An 18853-nucleotide genomic window follows, 5' to 3' on the forward strand; every position below is an offset into this window, starting at 1 on the left:
CCAGGGTTCCAACCGAACATAAGAAACATTATCGGACGTTGGTGTTGGGGCGATAAACCCGCTGTAATTCGAGCGGAGTTTGGTATTCGGCAGATCAGATTGATGCTGTGTCTTCCAGATACACACCCATCCGCCGAAACTTTTCGTAGCGCTGTTGGATCAAATCCTCGGGGCGCTCGGTCGTCAGTTGGCGCAGCGCTGAAACGAGATAGCTCTTCAGCCTCGCCGCCATCTTGTGATGGTCGCGATGCGCGCCGCCCAGCGGTTCTTCGATCACGTCGTCGATCACGCCCAGCTCCAGCAAATGACCGGAGGTACAGCGGAGCGCCTGAGCGGCTCGCGGCGCGTGCTGGTGGCTCTTCCACAAAATGCCGGCACAGCCTTCGGGGCTGATAACCGAATAGTAAGCGAATTGCAACACGGCTATGCGGTCTCCAACGCCTATTCCCAAGGCACCGCCTGAACCACCTTCGCCAATCACAACACAAATGATGGGCGTCTTGAGTTGGCTCATCTGAAACATGTTTTCAGCGATTACCTGCGCCTGTCCACGTTCTTCGGCACCCACGCCCGGATAAGCCCCTGGAGTGTCAATAAAGGTGATGATCGGCATGTGAAATTTCTCAGCCAACCGCATTTTGGCCATGGCCTTACGGTAGCCTTCAGGGTGCGCGCAGCCAAAGTTGCAGGCGGCGCGATCTTTGTAGGTGCGCCCCTTTTGATGGCCAACGATCATCACTTTGAACTGATCGATCTTGGCGAAGCCAGTCAGTATGGCTCGATCGTCGCCGAAATTGCGATCGCCGTGTAGTTCAACAAACTCTTCGAAGGCCAAATTCAAATAGTCGCGGGTGTACGGACGATCCTTGTGTCGCGATACTTGAACAATCTGCCAGGGAGTCAATTGCGCGTAGACCTGCTGAGTCAGTTGATTCCACTCGCGTCGCAGCGCAATGATTTGCTGTTCCACCTCTTCGTTGCCCGGAGGATGTTGCAAGAGTTTCTGAATTCGCGATTCCAGTTCCAGTAATGGCGCTTCAAAATCGTCGTTGGCTGCTAAACTCATGATGGCTTGGCTCCTGAGGGGGGCGATGTTCCATGGTCGTCTGGTCGTGCTGCCATTTGCGATACCTGCTCCTGGTTGTGCACACGACCTGCCGTAGGGATGTCGTCGAACACGTTGATCTCAGGAATGCGAGGCGGCTTCTTGAAGACCTTGGTCGCTCTGAGTGTCTTGAGCAACTCCCACATCGACGCGGGGCGGTCTTCGGGCTTCTTGGCCATCGTCGCTCGAATGACAGCCGCATACTCAGAGGTGACGTTGTCGTTCAACACTAGCGGCGACGGTATCGGGGCTGACAGATGTTTGTTTAATAATTCACTGGGGCTCGAACCGGTAAACGGTGGCTTACCAGTCACTAGCTCGTACAGCACGCAGCCAAAACTGTAGATGTCCGAGCGTGGGTCCAACGCTTGGCCACGAATCTGCTCGGGTGACATGTAGCTGCGTGTGCCAGAAATGTTCTTGGGCTTGCTGCTAAACCACTTGGCAAAGCCAGTTTTAATTTTCTGCGAAATCGTGAAGTCGATCAGTTTGACGTCGCCATCGCGAGACACCAAGAAGTTGTCGGGTTTGATGTCGCAATGCACCCACCCCTGACTGTGCATATAATACAGTCCTTCAATCGACTGTTCGATAATTCGGTTCAACATGTAGGCGATCGACTCGGGTCCGCGGCGCATGGCTTGTTTGATATTCAGTTCACTGAACAATTCCAGCACCAAGAACGGCGGCAAATTCTTGTCCAGCACCAGATCGTGAATCTTGATAATACAGGGGTGCGTCAGTGTACTGGCAATTTCGAACTCGTTTTTTAGGAACCCAACCTCTTCCTTGCTATTGCGAAAGTCCTCTCGCAAGACTTTCAGTGCGAATCGCTGGTTGGTATTGGCTTCAATGGCTTCCCAGACCTGACAGGAACTGCCCATCCGAATCAAGCGAGTCAGCCGATATGGTCCTAGAAAGTCGCGAACTTTGGTCATCGGTCAGCTTTCTGGCGTTGGATTAGTGTGAAACGGCGTGGCGTGGCACCTGCGAAGAGTGACGAGCTTAAACGGTTCGGTCCAAGGACGCGAGATCGGAATCGAAGTAGACTTCCATCAACGTCAATCCTTGCGGCGGCGCTGCCGCCCCAGCCGCTTGTCGGTTCTTGGCAGTCAATACCTCGGCAACCCATTGTGGTGACTGGTGACCAACGCCAACTTGGATCAAGGTTCCGACAATATTTCGCACCATATTGTACAGGAATCCGTTGGCCTGAACGTGGAACGTCAGCAATCGCCCGTCCAGGTGAGCCTGACCGTCGATCGTCAAGTGCTGAATGGTACGCACGGTACTGGAGCGTGGGCTACCGGATGATTGAAAGCTATAGAAATCGTGGGTGCCTACGAGCAATTTGGTCGCCTCCTGCATGGCCTCCAGTGAGACTCGCTGGCGAACCCACCAGTGTGATTTGGAGCCCAAGGGATCGCCAAAGCGTGAATTGTACACCTGGTATCGGTAACGCTTGCCGGAGTTGCCCCGTAGCGGATGCAACTTCAGAGAGACTTCGCGAGCCGCGCGGACCACGATGCTGCCGGGCAAATGGATGTTCAAGGCAAAAGGTAGTCGGTCAGCGGCCGCCCGCCAGCCAGTCGTGCGCACGATAACCGCTTGCCCGACCGCATGAACGCCGGTATCGGTTCGACTGCTGGCCAGGGCGCGCACCGGCTGTCCCAGCACAGCTTCCAAGGCCGTCTCCAAAGTTTTCTGAACAGAGGGCAGTCCCGGCTGATATTGCCAACCGCAGTAGGGTGCTCCGTCGTAGGCCACCGTTAGCAAGAACGCCCGCTGTGGCCAGTTGCGCCCCCCTGCTCCGCTTTCCACTTGAGGTTCATCTGTCATGCTCATCGCCAATGCGCGAAGCGCTCCAGGATAGGCTGCGCGGCTCTTGGCATCTGCTTATCGCCCTGCCCCAACGACGGCAGCGGCTGGCTGGCTCAGCAGCTTGCCGATTTGCACTGCGTTGGTGGCCGCGCCTTTGCGCAGGTTATCGCTTACGCACCAGAAGCTAATTCCACACGGCTCGTCGCGATCCTTGCGAACGCGGCCGATGAAGACATCTGGCTTGTGAGCGCAGTCGCGCGGCATTGGATACTTCTTGCCGGGCAGATCATCAATTAGCGTGATCCCCGGAGCTTGACGAAATAGTTCCGTGATTTGTCCAAGCGTCAGGGGTTGCTGCGTTTCGCAGTAGATCGACTCGCTGTGTCCAATCAGCACCGGCACACGCACGCAGGTGGCGTTGATCTTGATTTGATCGTTGCCCAAAATCTTGTGCGTCTCGAAGACCATTTTCATTTCTTCGGACGTGAATCCGTCTTGCTTGTGCGAGCCGATTTGGGGAATTAGATTGAGCGCGATGTCATACTGAAAATTCTGGATGGCCGCCGGCTGACCGTTGAGATGAGCCTTGGTGTTGTGCAGCAGTTCTTGTTGAGCCGCCAAGCCAGCGCCGCTGACAGCTTGATAGGTACTGACAATCACGCGTCGCAGGCCGGCGGCATCCATCAGCGGCTTGAGGGCCACGACCATCTGCGTCGTGCTGCAATTTGGGCTGGCGATGATGCCTTGATGCTGCTGGATGGCTTCAGGGTTGACTTCGGGGACAACCAATGGCACTTTGGGGTCCATGCGATAGTACGCACTTTCGTCGACCACGATCGCCCCACGCTCGACCGCCCAGGGTACGAATTCGGCGGCCACTTCATCCGGAGTGCTGGCGATGACCACGTCGACACCGTCAAAAGCGCTGGGTTGCAACAATTCGACCTCGATGGTCTGGCCACCAACGTTCACTGTCTTGCCGGCAGAACGCGCTGAGGCCAACAGCTTGAGCTGCCCGTATTGGAGCCCCTGCTCTTGAATCTCCTGTAAAACGATCTGTCCTACGGCGCCGGTTGCGCCCACAACTGCCAAAGTCTTAATCACGTTCAGTTTCCTCGTTTTCGATGCATCTACAGCCTGCGGACTGAGAGTTTAGTTGACGATCCGCCGGTCGCAAAGGGCCGACAGGCTGGGTGAAGAAAAGTGTCTATTGAATCAACGGACGGGTCGACCCCCCTGCCCCGCCCAGCCCCTGGGTGCAGCCTTGAAGACTGCATCAATTCACCCCCAACGCTACGACATCTACCTCCTGCTCTCGAGACAAAGATACTATATTATGGGTTCGGCGCAGCTACTCTGGCCAGAGAGTCAATGCTGGCACGAAAACCACGGTCTGGCGACCGTTGCTACCAGAAATGGGCTTCTTTCTGGCGACCGTGGGTGCAAGAATCTGAATTTACGGCTCTGACAGCTAACTCAATTAGGAAGGTCGCATGGCGGTTCCAGACAGCATCCGTTGTATCTTTGTGGACAAGGTTAATGACGTCCCGCAGCCGTCGGTGCAGAATATAGCTGCCTCGCGGTTTCCCCAAGGCGAGGTGACGATCCGCATCGCCTATTCGTCGCTGAATTACAAAGACGTTCTCGCCTGCCAGGGACATCGCGGCGTTATCCGCAGCCTGCCGCATGTGCCCGGAATCGACTTGGCCGGTACTGTCGTCGCCAGCTCTGACCCCGAATATGCAGAGGGTGATCAGGTGCTGGTTACCGGTTATGAACTGGGGCAAAGTCATTGGGGGGGCTGGGCCGAGTTCGCTCAGGTACCAGCCAGTTGGGTCATCAAGCTGCCGGATTCGCTCAGCCTATTCGAGTCGATGTTCATTGGTACAGCAGGCTTTACCGCCGCACAATGTCTTCAGGCTCTGCAGCGCAACGGCACTGTTCCGAGCAGCGGACCGGTGGTCGTCACTGGCGCTACAGGTGCGGTTGGAAGTTTGGCGGTACGGTTATTAGCCCAGAACGGGTACCAAACGGTGGCGGTTACTGGCAAGCCGGAGCAGGCCGATGCACTGCGAGCCATTGGAGCAAGTCAGGTAATTTCGCGCGAGGAGGTGACCGCTGGCGACGCGTCGCGACCTCTGCAATCGGCCAAGTGGGCAGGCGCGATCGACACCGTTGGAGGAACCATCTTGAGTAGCCTCGTCAAGTCCACCCGCTACGGCGGTTGCGTGGCAGCGTGTGGCTTGGTGGCCGGTGTGCAGTTAGAGATGTCGGTCTATCCCTTCTTGCTGCGTGGTGTCAATTTGTGTGGTGCCGCTTCGGCGGATTGTCCATCGGACATTCGCGTTGATCTCTGGAAAAGACTGGCCAGCGACTGGAAGCCCGGAAAGCTGGATGTGTTGGTACGCGAAGTGGGTCTGGAGGAACTATTGGACTATGTTCCGCGGATGGCCAACGGACAAGTTGCGGGACGTATCGTAGTCAATTGCCAAAAGTAGTTAGCAGCAGTTTGGATTGCGTCCATGCCGGACCTGATTGCCCAAGGACGCCGCCCTCAAGATCGCTGGCGGCGCGCGTTGCCGGATCAGCCGGTGGAATCCATCCTGGGACGCACCAGTCAACCCTGGGCGGTGCGCTGGGATGATCGTATCTCTCGGCAACACGCCACGCTTGTATGGAACGGCACTCGCCTGCAAGTCACTCGGCTGCCCGACTCTCGCAACGCCATCTTCTTTCAGGGACGTCAATGCGACCAGTTTGAAGTGGACATTGGAGAACACTTTGTCATCGGCCAGACAACCTTCACATTGATCGATCAACAAGTCAATTTCTCGCAGGTGCTTTCGCCTGCTGTGGCCGAGCAAACTTTTTCTGCGCAGGCACTGCGTCAGAATAAATACAAGGATGCTGGCCGGCGCATCGAAGCCCTCGGCAAACTGCCCGAAATCATCGCCGGTGCCTCAGACGACTCAGAATTGTGCAGCCGAGTTGTTAACCTGCTGCTGGAAGGCGTACCCCAAGCTAGCTTCGTGGCCATCGTGCGGCTGATAACAGCAGGCGCAGCCAGTGATGATCAACAGACCAACAGCGGCAAAGTATCTAAGCAGTTGGATACTCGCCTTGCCTTGGAGGTTTTGCACTGGGATTGTCGATCGCTGGCCGGTCGAGAGTTTTCGCCCAGCGTCAGCTTGGTTAAAGCCGCTGAACGCTCGGGTCAAAGCGTGCTGCATGTTTGGAATCGCTCGATTAGCGATGCAAATGATTTTACACAAAGTGAGAACGTAGATTGGGCATTTTGTACGCCCGTATTGTCGGACTCTTGCCCCGGTTGGGCGATCTACGTGGCCGGAGACTTCCCCTCCGCCGGGCTTTTGAGCATCGAGATGCCGGCCGCCGATCAATTGCAAGACGACTTGAAGTTTACCGAGCTAGCCGCGACCACCCTGGGTGCCTTGCGCCAAGTAAGGATGTTGCAGCGACGTCAAGATAGTCTGAGCAACTTCTTTGCCCCCGTCGTTTTGAGTGCGCTGTCGGGCCGTGACCCAGACCAAGTGTTGGCTCCGCGCCAAACCAACGTCTCCGTACTGTTTTGTGATCTGCAAGGCTTTTCCAAACACAGCGAGGCAGCCGACGAGTTACTTGAACTGCTGCAACGCGTTAGCGGTGCGTTGGGAGTCATGACGCACCATATTCTGGCCGGTGGGGGCGTGGTGGGCGATTTTCATGGCGATGCTGCCATGGGCTTTTGGGGTTGGCCCCTGGCTGATTCGTCTTACATCCAAAAAACATGTCAAGCAGCCGTCGAGATTCGACGCGAATTCTTGCGCTCAGCCGCCGAACCAGATCATCCGCTGGCTAATTTTTTGGCAGGTCTAGGAATTGCCACCGGACCAGCGGTCGCCGGCAGGATCGGTACGGCGGATCAAGTGAAGGTCACGGTGTTTGGACCAGTCGTCAATCTGGCATCGCGGTTGGAGAGTATGACTCGGCAACTGCGTGCTTCCATCTTGATTGACGAAGCTACTGCTCAGTGGGTACGAAGTCACGCATCGTCCACCGAACTGCGGGTACGCCGCGTCGCTCGTATTTTGCCGTACGGTATGACGACTCCCCTGGTAGTCAGTGAATTATTGCCACCCGCAGGGCCAGATTGTATTCTGACGGACGAGCACCTTCTCAGGTACGAACGCGCGCTGGATTGTTTTTTGAGAGGCCAGTGGCAAGATGCTTTTCGCTTGCTGCACGAGGTGCCGGCAGAAGATCAAGTCAAGGATTTTATTACCTTCCAAATCGCGCAGCACCATCGTACGGCACCAGTCAATTGGGACGGGATCATTCGATTGCCCAGTAAATAAGGCGTGCTGAATGTATGTCATTGAAAACCCTGTTTTGCAACGCGAGTTGTTGACGAATCTGCGAGCGGCGCGGGGGTTTGTGTTGATGTTGGTCTATCAGTTGGCTCTGGCCAGCGTGCTGTTGATGGTCTACCCATCGGGACAGCGAGTCGATCTGTCGACCGATTCGTCTATAGCTTTGCAACTGGTTGATCTATTCTTCTTGGGACAGTACATCTTGGCATCACTGATGGCTCCCACATTTGCAGCTGGTGCAATCAGCGGCGAGAAGGAACGCAAGACCTACGAAATGCTGTTGGCCAGTCCGCTCAGGCCGTGGGCGATTGTAATCGGCAAACTGGTGGCATCGTTAACTCACTTGGTCGTGCTAATCATCGCGTCACTGCCGATCATCATGTTGGCTTTGCCGCTGGGCGGCGTCAGTATTTGGGAGTTGCTGGCGGCTTACTTGTGGTTGATGATCTCGGTGGTGTTATTCGGTTCGATTGGTCTGGCATGTAGTTGCGTATTTCGTCGCACGGCAGCTTCGCTGGTCGTGACGTACTTGCTGATTTTTCCGTTGGCAATCGCTGGTGCTCTGTTTTGGCGCGGTCTGGCCAGTAACGGCGATGTACGACTGTTTCTAACGGTGTTCGTTTTGCCGCCCATCTACTTGGGAGTCAGCGGAGTCTTATGCCACTGGACGGCCCGACGTCTTCTGTATCCGCCCGATGTCGGCAGCGAAGGTAAGGAAGTGGTCGATCTGGAGGAAGAGACCAAGCATGCAGTGGGCATGATTATTCAGCGCGACCAATTTCCCGATCGCTTGTTTGCTCCGCCACGCCGCCTGGCGCTGATGCGCGATGACGCCAATCCGGTGTACGACAAGGAGATTCACGCAGAGCTGTTCAGTCAAGGCACGCTAATGTTGCGCTTGGTGATTCAAATCAGCATGTTGCTGGCCATACCGTTGATGGGCTATCTGCTGTTTATTGCTCCGCGCTACTGCGCCTGGTATTTCTGTTACGTCATCGTGTTTAATATTCTGGTTGCTCCAGTTTTCTCCGCAGGCAGCTTGACTAGCGAGCGCGAGCGGCAAACGCTGGAACTGTTGCTGACCACTCAACTTCGACCGGGGCAGATTATCTGGGGTAAGCTGTTGGCAGGCTTTCGCGTGTCCTATGTGCTGACTCTGTTTTTGCTGTGGCCCATCGTACTGGCTTTGGTGCTGAACATGGCCGTCTTCGGCAGCAACTGGCTGTCAATTCTAGCCTTGTTTGCCATCGTAACCTTAGCGGCCGCATTCAATTCAGTCAGCGCCCTAGTGTGTTCTGCCCTCAGCCGAAAGACATCGGTGGCGATGCTGACGAGCTACTCCGTACTGTTGGCGGTCTATTTCTTGCCAGTGGCTGTTTGGTATTTGAGCGAGACGGTCGGCCAGTGGCAGGGGTTGACTGGCCTGAACCGGATCGGAGTCGCTAGTCCGTTGATGACCTGTTTCTGGGTCCCCCTGGATTCTAACGTTATACCTGGTGCCGAAGGTGCATCAGGCAACGGCGGTGATTGGCTGGTGGTCTTGTCGTACTTGGCAGTCACTGGAACCTTGATTGCCACCGCCTGGGGTATTCTGATCGCCGTCCTGGGCAACCGCTGGGGAATGACAGGGCGATAGGGGGCTGATTGATTCAAAATGGAATACTGATCATGGACATATTGATAATCGGCTGCTGGGTACCGACCACGCCGCAGGGTTTTCGAGTACTGAGTACAGAGTAGTCTGTTGGCCCCAATCAGACTCTCGAGTTCCACATCACTCCTTCCCCATTATCAGTTTTCATTTATCCCTTCTCAATCCTTCCCTCTTGCTAGCAAAGACTACAACAGATTGGCGGACTTTGCGGCGCAGATTCAATCTGTTCAAGTTCTTTTGCCGATATTAAAGCAAGGGCGGATTGCCGCCGATGAACGGAAAGGATGCCGATGAGCTATGCACTTCGATCAACACTCGCGCTGGGATCCCTATTGTTGGTGACCCAAAGCGGCTGCCTAACGCTAACCGGACTGTTGGGGGCCAAGAAGGAATCTTTGTACGATACCAGCCTGCTGAAAGCGCAAGGCTTTTCAGTGCCTCCCGGCGGCATGCCCAGCCCGCTGCCCGATTCACTGACGGTAGATGCCAACAGTATCGTAGTTGAAGTCCGCAATCCAGAACCGCACCTGACGGCCATTACACTACCGTCGGATCGTGCGGTGACTGTAGAAGACCTCGCCCAGCGAATGAGGTGGTCCGATCAATTGGGCGCTTGCAACGTGTACATCATGCGCCCCAATGGCGCTCAGCCACCAGTGCGGCTTGATTTGCAGCTGAGCTCTAAAGGTCAGTCGTCCAGTCCAGTAACCAACTACGCCCTGCATGCTCGCGACCACATCATCGTGGTGGGCGGCGGCAGTAGCACGCTGGAAAGATTCCTGGATAGGCAGCTTGGCGTACAGTAATTGCCAATTGACATTAGAGCGTTCCGAGCGCCCAGGTTTTCAATCGTTACCCGCAGCGGCTGTTTTGAAGGTGCGATTTTTTGCCTGGGAATCGTACTTGACTCAATGAAATGGTACTCATGATCGTACTCGAAATGCACTGTTCGAGTAGAAATACGAGTACCGCCAGGGGCTGAGTACGAGTACGAACCACCAGTTCATGGGGCGTTTCCGGGCGATTAAACATGAACTGCGCAACCTCAAAAGCGTCAGCGCGAGGTATGGCATACTTTTAATCGCCTGCTATTCTTCGCAACTTGTTCCTCGCTCACGCAGCGGCCTGCAGAAACACCCTGCCCTTCCCCATCTTTAACCAAAACACCACAGGCCAGTTACCTGGCCTGCGGTGCTCAGTTGCCATACTAGTGAGTTGACCGTCAACTCCGCGAAAAAAGCTAGATGGCCTGAACGCTCTCGATCTCTGCGGCCAAACGCTTGCGCGCGATGTGCAATCGCCGCTTGATCGTTCCGATTGGAGCTTCAAAATAGGCCGCCATTTCAATCAACGACTGGCCGCCCATGTAAAATGCTTCTAATGTCTGACGGTCGGTCTCCCCTAGCCGTTCCAGGCTGCTGTGTACCTGCTGACAGCGTTCGTTACGCAGCAGAATATCCAGAGGATTGCGCGCCCCCAAGTCTTCGTGTTCCATCGCATCAACATCTGCACATCCAACCGCGCTGCGGCGAGTCAGCCGATTGATGGCCATGCGCCGCACGATTTGACGCAGCCAGCCGCCGAAGGCTTCAGGCATCCGCAACTGCTCGATTCGCTGGAACGCCTGGATGAAGACATCCTGGACCAACTCTTCGGCCTCGTCCCAATTCCCCAGCTTGCGAAAGGCCAACGCCAGCGTCGACTGGTAGTATCGCTCGTACAACTGGCACTGGGCCTGACGATCGCCCCGCTTGGCATCCAGGACTAAGTCCACCAGCGACTGGCAAGTAATAGACTCTTCTGCTTCTACGATCATGATCACTGACTCTCTCTCATTTTCCGGCCAGTGTCGGTGTGGGTGACCGAATCACACGAGGCCGGTGTAGACTGGCTTTGATGGTTGGTCGCATCCCGATTCAGCGATCGTCAGCTACAAACTGAGGTAGCGGAGCGCTGATTAGGGTTTGCGTGGATGAGAGGCTTGGCAATTGTTGCCCTGGGGACGCGTCGAGCGAACCTCAGCGGGCAATCTTTAACGAGCTTCTCACACCTGTCTGCAAGCTTGAAGTTCTTGGTCCAAGCCGCATTTTCCTTGTCAGACCTGTCGGGAGTTTATCCCAAACGTCGTCTGACCTCATCCAATCTGGCGGCCTGAACCGCCACGGCCACCGGGCATACAGACACGGCCACCACAGCGCTTGTTGGCCATATCAATCCGGCATGAAAGCCCGATTGATGCCCAAAATGCTGACTGCGCCCATAGGCTGTCGAGCATTTATAGGCTGGCCGGCGCGTTGATCGCCGAAACCCAGCAAGTTCACGCATCGCGGTGAGCTGGAGGATATGACGCAGCACGCTCGTAGCATTCACCAGGCAGCCGGCAATGCGACTGAATGTGGATGTGATTGAGCTGTTAATATTTGTGCTACGCATGATATTCCTCCGCCACGCCATCCTGGGACGTGAACTGAGAGAGACAAAATTAAACACGGGCCGATACACACATGGCATCGGTAACAGGCCGTAAAGCCCCCGCCCTTGGGTTGCCCTCCCCGCAGGGAAGGCAGTAAAGAGCTTAACTCAGGACCACCGTTTTCACAAACGGAAAACGGCTAGGAGTGAAAAATCCGCCAATTTCATCCCCACGGGACAACACCGGCGGCGCTACCACCCGCCCAAGTTCTAGTAGGTAAGACGGCACTCAAGCAGCCAGGTTCACATGAATTCTGGAGATTTTTCGGAAATCTCCCAAAATCCTGCCCTATTCGGTTGGAGATCCCTCTGGCGTATGGGTATCCAGCAACTGCTCAAGTTGCTGCGGGGTGTTGAACGCAAAATGGCTTGGAGGGGTGGCGGTGGATCGTGAATGAATTGAAACACTAGCATCGGCAGCGAGCGATTTCAATGCGCGGTCGCCGGCTTGCCAACGCTGTCGAAGTTGCGACAACAACCGCGTGTGATACAGTCCAGGAATCATGGTGATGGGATCGCTCGACCGTGGGCCGTCTAATTGCCAAATGACGATCTGATAGGGAACAGTAGGTTCCTCAGAGGTATGCGAGGGATTCCAGAGGTCTTGAATGGGCAGTAGCCACGCGGCGCGCCATAAGAATTGATCACAGGCCAGCAGTAGAATCCATCCTGGTCCATATCGCTGAAGGCGATGGTCCAGCGCGGTGACGAGCCCTCCCAGCGGGCCAGTACCGGGGTCGAGGTCTACCAGCGACTGGATGCCTAAATCGTGATAGCGGTCGCTCCTATCGGCAATGATCCAACAGTCGTGGCCCTGGCTGCGTAATTGATCGCGCAATCGCAGCAACTGCGGCTGTCCAGCAACGATGGCTCGGGCCTTGTCATCGGGGAATCTGCGACTGCGGCCTCCGGCCAAAATATACGCAGGTGGTAGGTCGCCTGACGACTTTTCAACTGAGGGGACCATCGTGGGGCGCTACTTATAGAACTGTAGCCACCGTCGCTAGACGGTGGAGCGAGAAATTATTTCCGATCGTCGGCAGGATTTCCATGGCTTCGACCAATTCCCAACCATACGATGCACAGCCAGCCGATCATCAAGCACAATCCACCGCTCGGTACGATGGCCCAATGGCCAAGCACACCCAGCAAAGAGATGCTGTACAGTCCACCACAGAACAGCGCAATTCCCAACATCCACAAGACCGCTGCCAGTTGCGCAGGCCGACGGCGACTGACTGCCGATAGTCCCAGCGCCAACAACGCGACGCTATGCACCATTTGATACCGTACGCCTACCTCGCATTGCTGCACTCGCTTGACGATTGCATCCGGCTCGAGCGCCTGTCGCTGAAGGTTCTCAGGCAAACCGTGGGCTGCGTAGGCTCCGAGCATGACCGACAATCCACCGACGATTCCCGCCGCAATGATGATAACTCTGGACATAAGTTGCTCGCCGAAATCGATCACAGGCCGTACAGAGGAAACAATTTAGATCGCAGATAGTCAATCAGAGGCTGATGACTGAGTGGTTGGCCCGTCGTCATGTGAATCAATTCGGCGGGTACGTAACAAGCGCCCAGAGCATGAATCTTTGATCTAAGCCACTCCAGCAGAGGTTCAAAATCGCCCTGCCCTATCCGTTGCTCCAGGTCTCCCACATCGCGTTGGGCGGCCTGCATCAATTGAGCTGCATACAGATTGCCCAGTGTGTAGGTAGGGAAATATCCGATCAGGCCGGCGCTCCAGTGTACATCCTGCAAGATGCCATCACGCGGCGAAGGTGGATTGATGCCCAGGTAGTGCTGGTAGCGCTGATTCCAAGCCTCTGGAGCATCGTCGACGGTCAGTTGACCACCAATAAGCTGTTGTTCCAGCTCGAAGCGAATCAGGATGTGCAGGTTGTAGGTGACTTCATCCGCTTCGACACGAATCAACGACGGCCAGACCAGATTCACATCGCCATAAATGTCATCAGCGCTCAGGCCATCCCAGGCTCCACCGACCATTTTTGAAAGCGGCGGAAAGGCCCATCGCCAAAACGCCTGACTGCGCCCAACGAAATTCTCCCACAAGCGCGACTGCGATTCATGCACGCCCAAGCTGACATACTTGCCGGCTGGCAGGCCGTACCAATCGGTAAGCAGTCCCTGTTCATACAGACCGTGGCCGGCCTCGTGCAGTGTGCCGTAGAATCCGCAGGGGAAATACTCTGGCTGGTACCGCGTCAGTATTCTGCAATCGTGAGGTCCCAGCGTGGTGCAAAACGGATGGCTGGTCTCATCCAATCTACCGCGCTGAAAGCTGTAGCCAATCTGCTCGGATATCCAACGACTAGTTTTTCGTTGACATGCGACGTCAATCGGACGCTGCCATGTTCGTCCAGCAGGGCGTCGAGGGGCACCGCCCAGCACCTGCACAAGTTCTGCCAGTGCATCCCGCAGGGCTGCGAAAACGGCCTGCAAGTTAGTGACAGATTCTTCCAAATTGGATGGCGCACCGTCTACCGTAGGCTCACTGACTTCGCCCGTGCGAGCCCCCATTTCGTATTGATCTAGCAGCGAGTCGTACAGCGAGCCGCCGTCGTGCAGCAGTTGGGCCTGCTGTCGCTTGAGCTGCACGATCTGCTGCAGGTGAGGACGAAACAGCGACCAGTCATCTTGATGACGCGCCGTTTCCCAAGCTTGTTGTCCCAGCACGGTAGCGCGAGCCAGTGCCTGAACCAAGTCGGTTGGCAAGCGAGCATTCTTGTGATATTCGCGATACAGGAGCCGCAGAGAACTTGCTTGCTGAAGAGTTAAGTCAAGCGAATCAGCCTTCGCGTTCAATTTTTGCAGACGCTCGGCGTACTCAGGAGCCACCTGGCGCTGATGGATCATACCGCTGAGCTGCGTGATCTGCTCGGCGCGGTACGCTCCGGCCTGAGTGGGTAAGCCTGTTCGGTCATCCCATTCCAGCAGTGCTTGCGTCGCCTCCAGCATTGCTGTTTGGCGAGCATCCTGAAAAAGTGCCTCCAGTTCCGTCAGCGCATCCATTGGCTAGTGATCCTTCCTGTGTTGAACTGCAGCTAGAATTGTTACTGACCGTTTAAGCCGAATGCTTTACTCGCAGATGGTGGACCGGTGCGAGGCCAATGCTACCGGAGTTGAATGACCTTTCTCGCGTTTACTACGTAGGAGCAATTATCGAGCAGCTTGCGCTGGCCCGGCAGGTCTCACTCTACGAATTGCTTCATGGTCATTCTCGTATAACCGGCGTGCGCACCGGGCCGCGCGAACTGCGAATTGCCATTGTCCGCGCGAATGTCCTAGCAATCGCGAGGCGTTGTCACGCGGTTAGGCGCTGGCATACTCGCGGTTCGTGACGATGCCGGGCATGGGGACGGGGTACTTGCCATCGGCACTGGCGGGCAGCGGCGAAGGGCTGGTCGGAGTCAGCTGGTCGATCCCCGGAGCGAATTCGTGGTCATGCTCCATGAACTCTTCGAGGGTAATCCGTTGGCCGGTATGGCAAGCCATGCGCCCCATGCTGGTCACCAGACTGGCCATTACGCCGCGCGGTACTTCGTTGTAGGGAGTGTTATTGCGAATAGCCGCGATCAAGTTGTTCCACTCCAGTTGATACGGGTTGGGCTCGCCACGATCGAACCGCCAGGCGATTTCAGAGCGGTTGAAGCGCTGGCCGTTGTAAATTCGGCAATGAGCCGGTGAATGCCCGCGAGCAGAAATCGTGGCACAGCGTTTTGATCCATGCACAAAGCTGGCAAACTCATTGTGGCAGCCCGGAATGGTACGACCGTTTAGAAACAGCTTGGTACCATCTTCAAAGGTATACTCAACCGAGTAAGTATCAAAATTTTGGTCAATGTCTTCGCCGCGATAATGTCGGCCTCCAGAACCGATGGCTTCTACCGGCCAGGCATCTTTGATCCAGCAACACTCGTCGATATTATGGATCAGAAAGTCGCTGAACGCTCCACCGCTGAGCCACAGGAAGGAATGGAAACGCTGGATCTGGTAATCCAGTTCACTGATGCCTTCTGGCTTCGGGCCGGTAGCAGCTGAGCCGGTTGGGCCTGCCATGCGATAGGCGCGCAGCATCAACACATCGCCGATTTCGCCATCGCGAATGCGCTTGACCAGTTCGTGGCGCGCTTCACAGTGGCGGCACATCAAACCCACAGCGGCTTTGATGTTTTTGGCGTCAGCCAGTTTCGACAACTCCAACATGCGTTTACTGGTAGGCGCATCGACCGTAACTGGCTTTTCCATAAACACATTGAGTCCACGCTCGATGGCATAGCGGAATTGAACCCAGCGAAAGGCCGGCGGCGTTGTCAGAATCACCACGTCGCCTGGACGCAAACAATCCATAGCCAGCTTGTACGCGTCGAAACCAATAAATCGGCGATCTTCCGGCACATCAACTTTGTCACCAAGCTGGCCTGACAAGCCTTGGAAACTGGATTGCAGCCGATTGTCGAATACATCAGCCATGGCAACCAGCTTCATCGGTTCGTTGGGCACCGATAGAGCGTTGGTCGCAGCTCCCGATCCGCGACCACCGCAACCGACGAGCGCCACTTGGATCGTTTCATCGTCGGCAGCGTGAACGGTTCGCATGGCTCCTGCTACTAGCGCCGTGGCGGCAGTGGCGGTGGCCGAATCTCGCAGGAATCCGCGTCGATTGGATGGCTCTTGAATTGAGGATGCTTGTTCAGATTGAATATGCGTAGTCATGTCGAATGCTCCTGTGAATCGAATTGTTAATGGATTGTCTGGCGAGTCATTGCAATGGGTGGGCCGTCGCAAGCCGACCAATCACTTTCAACGTTCTTTGCTGCTTTTCATAAGCAATGGGCCTACTATCACACTTGCGTCGGCCTGCTGGTCCTACCCTACATGTCTGCAAGCGCCCCCGTGAATCACTTACTCAAGTCCTTGGTGTCGATGTTTGCTTTGGGGCCGGTACGCTCGACCTGGACCGGTTCGGATTTTTCCCATTTGTCATCTTTCTCTTGTTGGCTGGGCTCGACTAGTGGTCGGACGACTCGAAAGCCCACATGCAGAGCATCGGTCAGATACCAAATGCTCTTGGGAATTTGTGGGTCTTGACGTTTCCAATCTTCGGTTGAACCCTGGCGGGCGGCACTACGGCAGTCCTCGGCAAACTGATTCCACCCGCCACCACGCACCACACGTGGGTCCAGGGTCTTGGGAACTGCCAGTGGATCAAGGGGTTGATCGGTGACCAACGTGTAACCGGCTTCATCATACTGGTCCAAGACCCATTCAGCCACGTTGCCGTGCATGTCATGCAAGCCCCACGCGTTAGGCTTCTTCCTGCCGACCTTCTCGTAGCCTTCTTCAGTGTTATTAAACGTCCAAGCATAATCATCCAAGTCATCTGGATCGTCGCCAAAGGAATAGGCAGTCGTCGTACCGGCGCGGCACGCGTATTCCCATTCGGCTTCGGTTGGCAGACGGTAGTAGCGACCGGTCTTTTCAGTCAGCCACTTGCAGAAGACGCGGCAGGAATGTTGCGTCATACAGATGGCCGGATAGCCACGCGTTCCCATACCGAACGACATATCGGTGTAGGGCTTGGTGGGTTGTGAGAGTTGGTATTTTTCGGCCAATGCGTCGCGCGGCGTCGGCTTGAGGTTCAGAGCTTTCATGCGAAAGATATCCGTGTCCGCCGCCCAGACGTCGTACACGTCCCAAGAGATTTCCATGGCGGACATCCAAAAGGCCGAGACGGTCACTTCTCGCTGTGGTCCTTCGTCGTCGCGCCGTCCCGGTTCGTCATCAGGGCTGCCCATCAGAAATGTGCCACTGGGAATGGGCACGAAGCGAAATTTGACGTCTGCATGTTCCAAGAATTCGTCGTAAGGCTTCATCTCTGATTCACTGGTCGCGTCGGCATCGGGAACGGCGATCGGAGGAATTGGCTGCCGGGCATCGCTGGCTGCGCTGTCCGACGATGCGGAATCTTGGGAAAGTGCCGGTTGGCCCATTAGGCAGGTCATCAGAACCATCAACCATAGCGCCAACTTGGTTGCCAACAGGTGCAGTTGATCGGTCGGGAGCCAGTAAATGTTTCTCATTCCAGTAGTCAAAAACAAAGTCATTGTCCGGCAGATTACATCGAGGTGGGATGGACTGGGACAAGTAGCGGGTAATTGGATGTTGCTCAAGGTGCAACACAGTGTGTGGCGGGGGGCGGGCAGGACTGAAAATCCGATTTCGACTAGAATACTGGCTGGTCGCGGTTGGAGAATTCTTGGGTCGCGAGCACTCTAGTCGGGCGGGACTCATGAACCTCACATTCTACTTGAAACGCATCCTCCTGCTGCTCCTGTATTGCCTGATCCCGCAAGATTTTTTGCCGGCTCAGCCAGCAGGTCAAGCTGCCCCACCCACCGTAGGTCCTGAGAGTTCACTAACCATTACGGCTCCTAAGTCCGATGTTGGTGACGGCCACACAGCAACCTTTCCAGCCATGGGAACGCTCGTCGAATTGACGGTCTATCATGGCGACAGACTACGAGTCGAGGCGGCTTTTCGCGAAGCACAAACGTTGGTTGTGGAGCTGGCGGCTGTGCTGACCGACTACGATGCCAACAGCGAGGCACGCCGCCTGACAGAGCTAGCTGTCGGGCAGCCTGCCCATGTCTCCGACACCTTGTGGGAGATGTTGGCAGCGGCTGACTCATGGAATCGCAATTCCAAAGGGGCGTTGGACTGTAGTTTAGGCCGGCTAACGCAACTATGGCGCAGATATCGCCGCGCCGGCCGCGTTCCGACCGAGCACGAAGTCCAGCAAGCGCTTGAGCGCTGCGGCTGGAAATATATTGATTTAGACGCGGACAGACGTACCGCCACGATCGCATTCTCCGATATGCGACTAGATTTTGGCGCCATTGGCAAGGGCTATATTGTCGATCGAGTCTTTGACCTTCTACAACATCACGAGTTGTCGTGTTGCCTGGTTAACATCAGCGGCAACATGCGTTGTGGAGAGCCGCCGTCGGGTCGAGCCGGCTGGAGGATTGCCGTCTCAGGCTTGTCGCCAGAAGGCCAGCCTCTGCGGCGTATTGAAGTGCGCGACATCGCCATCGCGACCAGTGGCGACTTGTGGCAGTTCGTCACCGTCGATGGCCAGCGCCGCAGTCACATTCTCGATCCGCGCACGGGCTATGGCGTGCCAGGACCGCTGGCAGTGACGGTGTTAGCTCCCTCTGCACTGGCAGCCGACGCGCTGGCCACGATCGGATGTATTGCTGACTGGCAAGACTTTAAGCGGTTGCTTTCAAAATACGAAGGCACCGCAGCTCTTCGCGCCAGCCAGTATGCAGAACTCGAAGTCATCGCTACTGAGTCATTTCCGCGATCGCAGTAACCACTTGTCACCGCGCGGGCAACGGCTGGT

The 18853-nt window shown here is 55.8% G+C and carries 16 protein-coding genes; 5 read left to right on the plus strand and 11 right to left on the minus strand.

Annotated features, from left to right (window positions below; genetic code table 11):
- Positions 1-94: 94 nt before the first annotated feature.
- The 4 genes from KF752_18465 to KF752_18480 all read right to left on the minus strand — a co-directional run bounded on the left by KF752_18465 (position 95) and on the right by KF752_18480 (position 4030).
- On the minus strand, positions 95-1066 hold the full coding sequence (locus tag KF752_18465; GenBank protein MBX3423544.1) for an acetyl-CoA carboxylase carboxyltransferase subunit alpha: 972 nt from the start codon (positions 1064-1066) through the stop codon (positions 95-97).
- Entirely contained in the window at positions 1063-2043 is a 981-nt protein-coding gene (locus KF752_18470; protein ID MBX3423545.1) for a serine/threonine protein kinase, read from the minus strand. Before KF752_18470 ends, KF752_18465 begins: the two co-directional genes overlap by 4 nt.
- Positions 2044-2110: 67 nt before the next feature.
- A complete protein-coding gene (gene truA, locus KF752_18475; protein MBX3423546.1) occupies positions 2111-2944 on the minus strand; it encodes a tRNA pseudouridine(38-40) synthase TruA in 834 nt (277 codons plus the stop codon).
- Positions 2945-3001: 57 nt separating this feature from the next.
- The gene (locus tag KF752_18480; protein MBX3423547.1) at positions 3002-4030 is read right to left on the minus strand and encodes an aspartate-semialdehyde dehydrogenase; all 1029 of its coding nucleotides are present in this window, start codon (positions 4028-4030) and stop codon (positions 3002-3004) included.
- Between the two features lie 389 nt (positions 4031-4419).
- Between KF752_18480 and KF752_18485 the strand changes: the two genes are divergently transcribed.
- The 4 genes from KF752_18485 (at position 4420) to KF752_18500 (ending at position 9756) form a co-directional block, all read left to right on the plus strand.
- A complete protein-coding gene (locus tag KF752_18485; GenBank protein MBX3423548.1) occupies positions 4420-5424 on the plus strand; it encodes an oxidoreductase in 1005 nt (334 codons plus the stop codon).
- Between the two features lie 24 nt (positions 5425-5448).
- On the plus strand, positions 5449-7281 hold the full coding sequence (locus KF752_18490; GenBank protein MBX3423549.1) for an adenylate/guanylate cyclase domain-containing protein: 1833 nt from the start codon (positions 5449-5451) through the stop codon (positions 7279-7281).
- A 10-nt stretch (positions 7282-7291) separates the two neighbouring features.
- The gene (locus KF752_18495; protein MBX3423550.1) at positions 7292-8932 is read left to right on the plus strand and encodes an ABC transporter permease subunit; all 1641 of its coding nucleotides are present in this window, start codon (positions 7292-7294) and stop codon (positions 8930-8932) included.
- A gap of 308 nt (positions 8933-9240) precedes the next feature.
- Positions 9241-9756 carry a hypothetical protein gene (locus KF752_18500; protein MBX3423551.1) on the plus strand — a complete coding sequence of 172 codons (516 nt, stop codon included), beginning with the start codon at positions 9241-9243 and terminating at the stop codon, positions 9754-9756.
- A gap of 434 nt (positions 9757-10190) precedes the next feature.
- Here KF752_18500 and KF752_18505 read toward each other — a convergent pair whose 3' ends face one another.
- The 7 genes from KF752_18505 to KF752_18535 form a co-directional block, all read right to left on the minus strand.
- Positions 10191-10766 carry a sigma-70 family RNA polymerase sigma factor gene (locus tag KF752_18505; protein ID MBX3423552.1) on the minus strand — a complete coding sequence of 192 codons (576 nt, stop codon included), beginning with the start codon at positions 10764-10766 and terminating at the stop codon, positions 10191-10193.
- A 296-nt stretch (positions 10767-11062) separates the two neighbouring features.
- Positions 11063-11383: a hypothetical protein gene (locus KF752_18510; GenBank protein ID MBX3423553.1), complete on the minus strand. Its 321-nt coding sequence runs from the start codon at positions 11381-11383 to the stop codon at positions 11063-11065.
- A 328-nt stretch (positions 11384-11711) separates the two neighbouring features.
- Positions 11712-12389, minus strand: a complete 678-nt coding sequence (locus KF752_18515) for a molybdenum cofactor guanylyltransferase (GenBank protein MBX3423554.1) — start codon at positions 12387-12389, stop codon at positions 11712-11714.
- Positions 12390-12445: 56 nt separating this feature from the next.
- A complete protein-coding gene (locus KF752_18520; GenBank protein ID MBX3423555.1) occupies positions 12446-12868 on the minus strand; it encodes a DUF423 domain-containing protein in 423 nt (140 codons plus the stop codon).
- A gap of 20 nt (positions 12869-12888) precedes the next feature.
- Entirely contained in the window at positions 12889-14457 is a 1569-nt protein-coding gene (locus KF752_18525; protein ID MBX3423556.1) for a carboxypeptidase M32, read from the minus strand.
- A 300-nt stretch (positions 14458-14757) separates the two neighbouring features.
- Positions 14758-16161, minus strand: coding sequence for a Gfo/Idh/MocA family oxidoreductase (locus KF752_18530; GenBank protein MBX3423557.1), 1404 nt, complete (start codon positions 16159-16161; stop codon positions 14758-14760).
- Between the two features lie 185 nt (positions 16162-16346).
- Positions 16347-17450, minus strand: coding sequence for a formylglycine-generating enzyme family protein (locus tag KF752_18535; GenBank protein MBX3423558.1), 1104 nt, complete (start codon positions 17448-17450; stop codon positions 16347-16349).
- A gap of 287 nt (positions 17451-17737) precedes the next feature.
- Between KF752_18535 and KF752_18540 the strand changes: the two genes are divergently transcribed.
- Positions 17738-18823, plus strand: coding sequence for an FAD:protein FMN transferase (locus KF752_18540; protein ID MBX3423559.1), 1086 nt, complete (start codon positions 17738-17740; stop codon positions 18821-18823).
- Positions 18824-18853 lie beyond the last annotated feature (30 nt).

The sequence above is a fragment of the Pirellulaceae bacterium genome (assembly GCA_019636385.1).
Taxonomy (GTDB): Bacteria; Planctomycetota; Planctomycetia; order Pirellulales; family Pirellulaceae; genus Aureliella.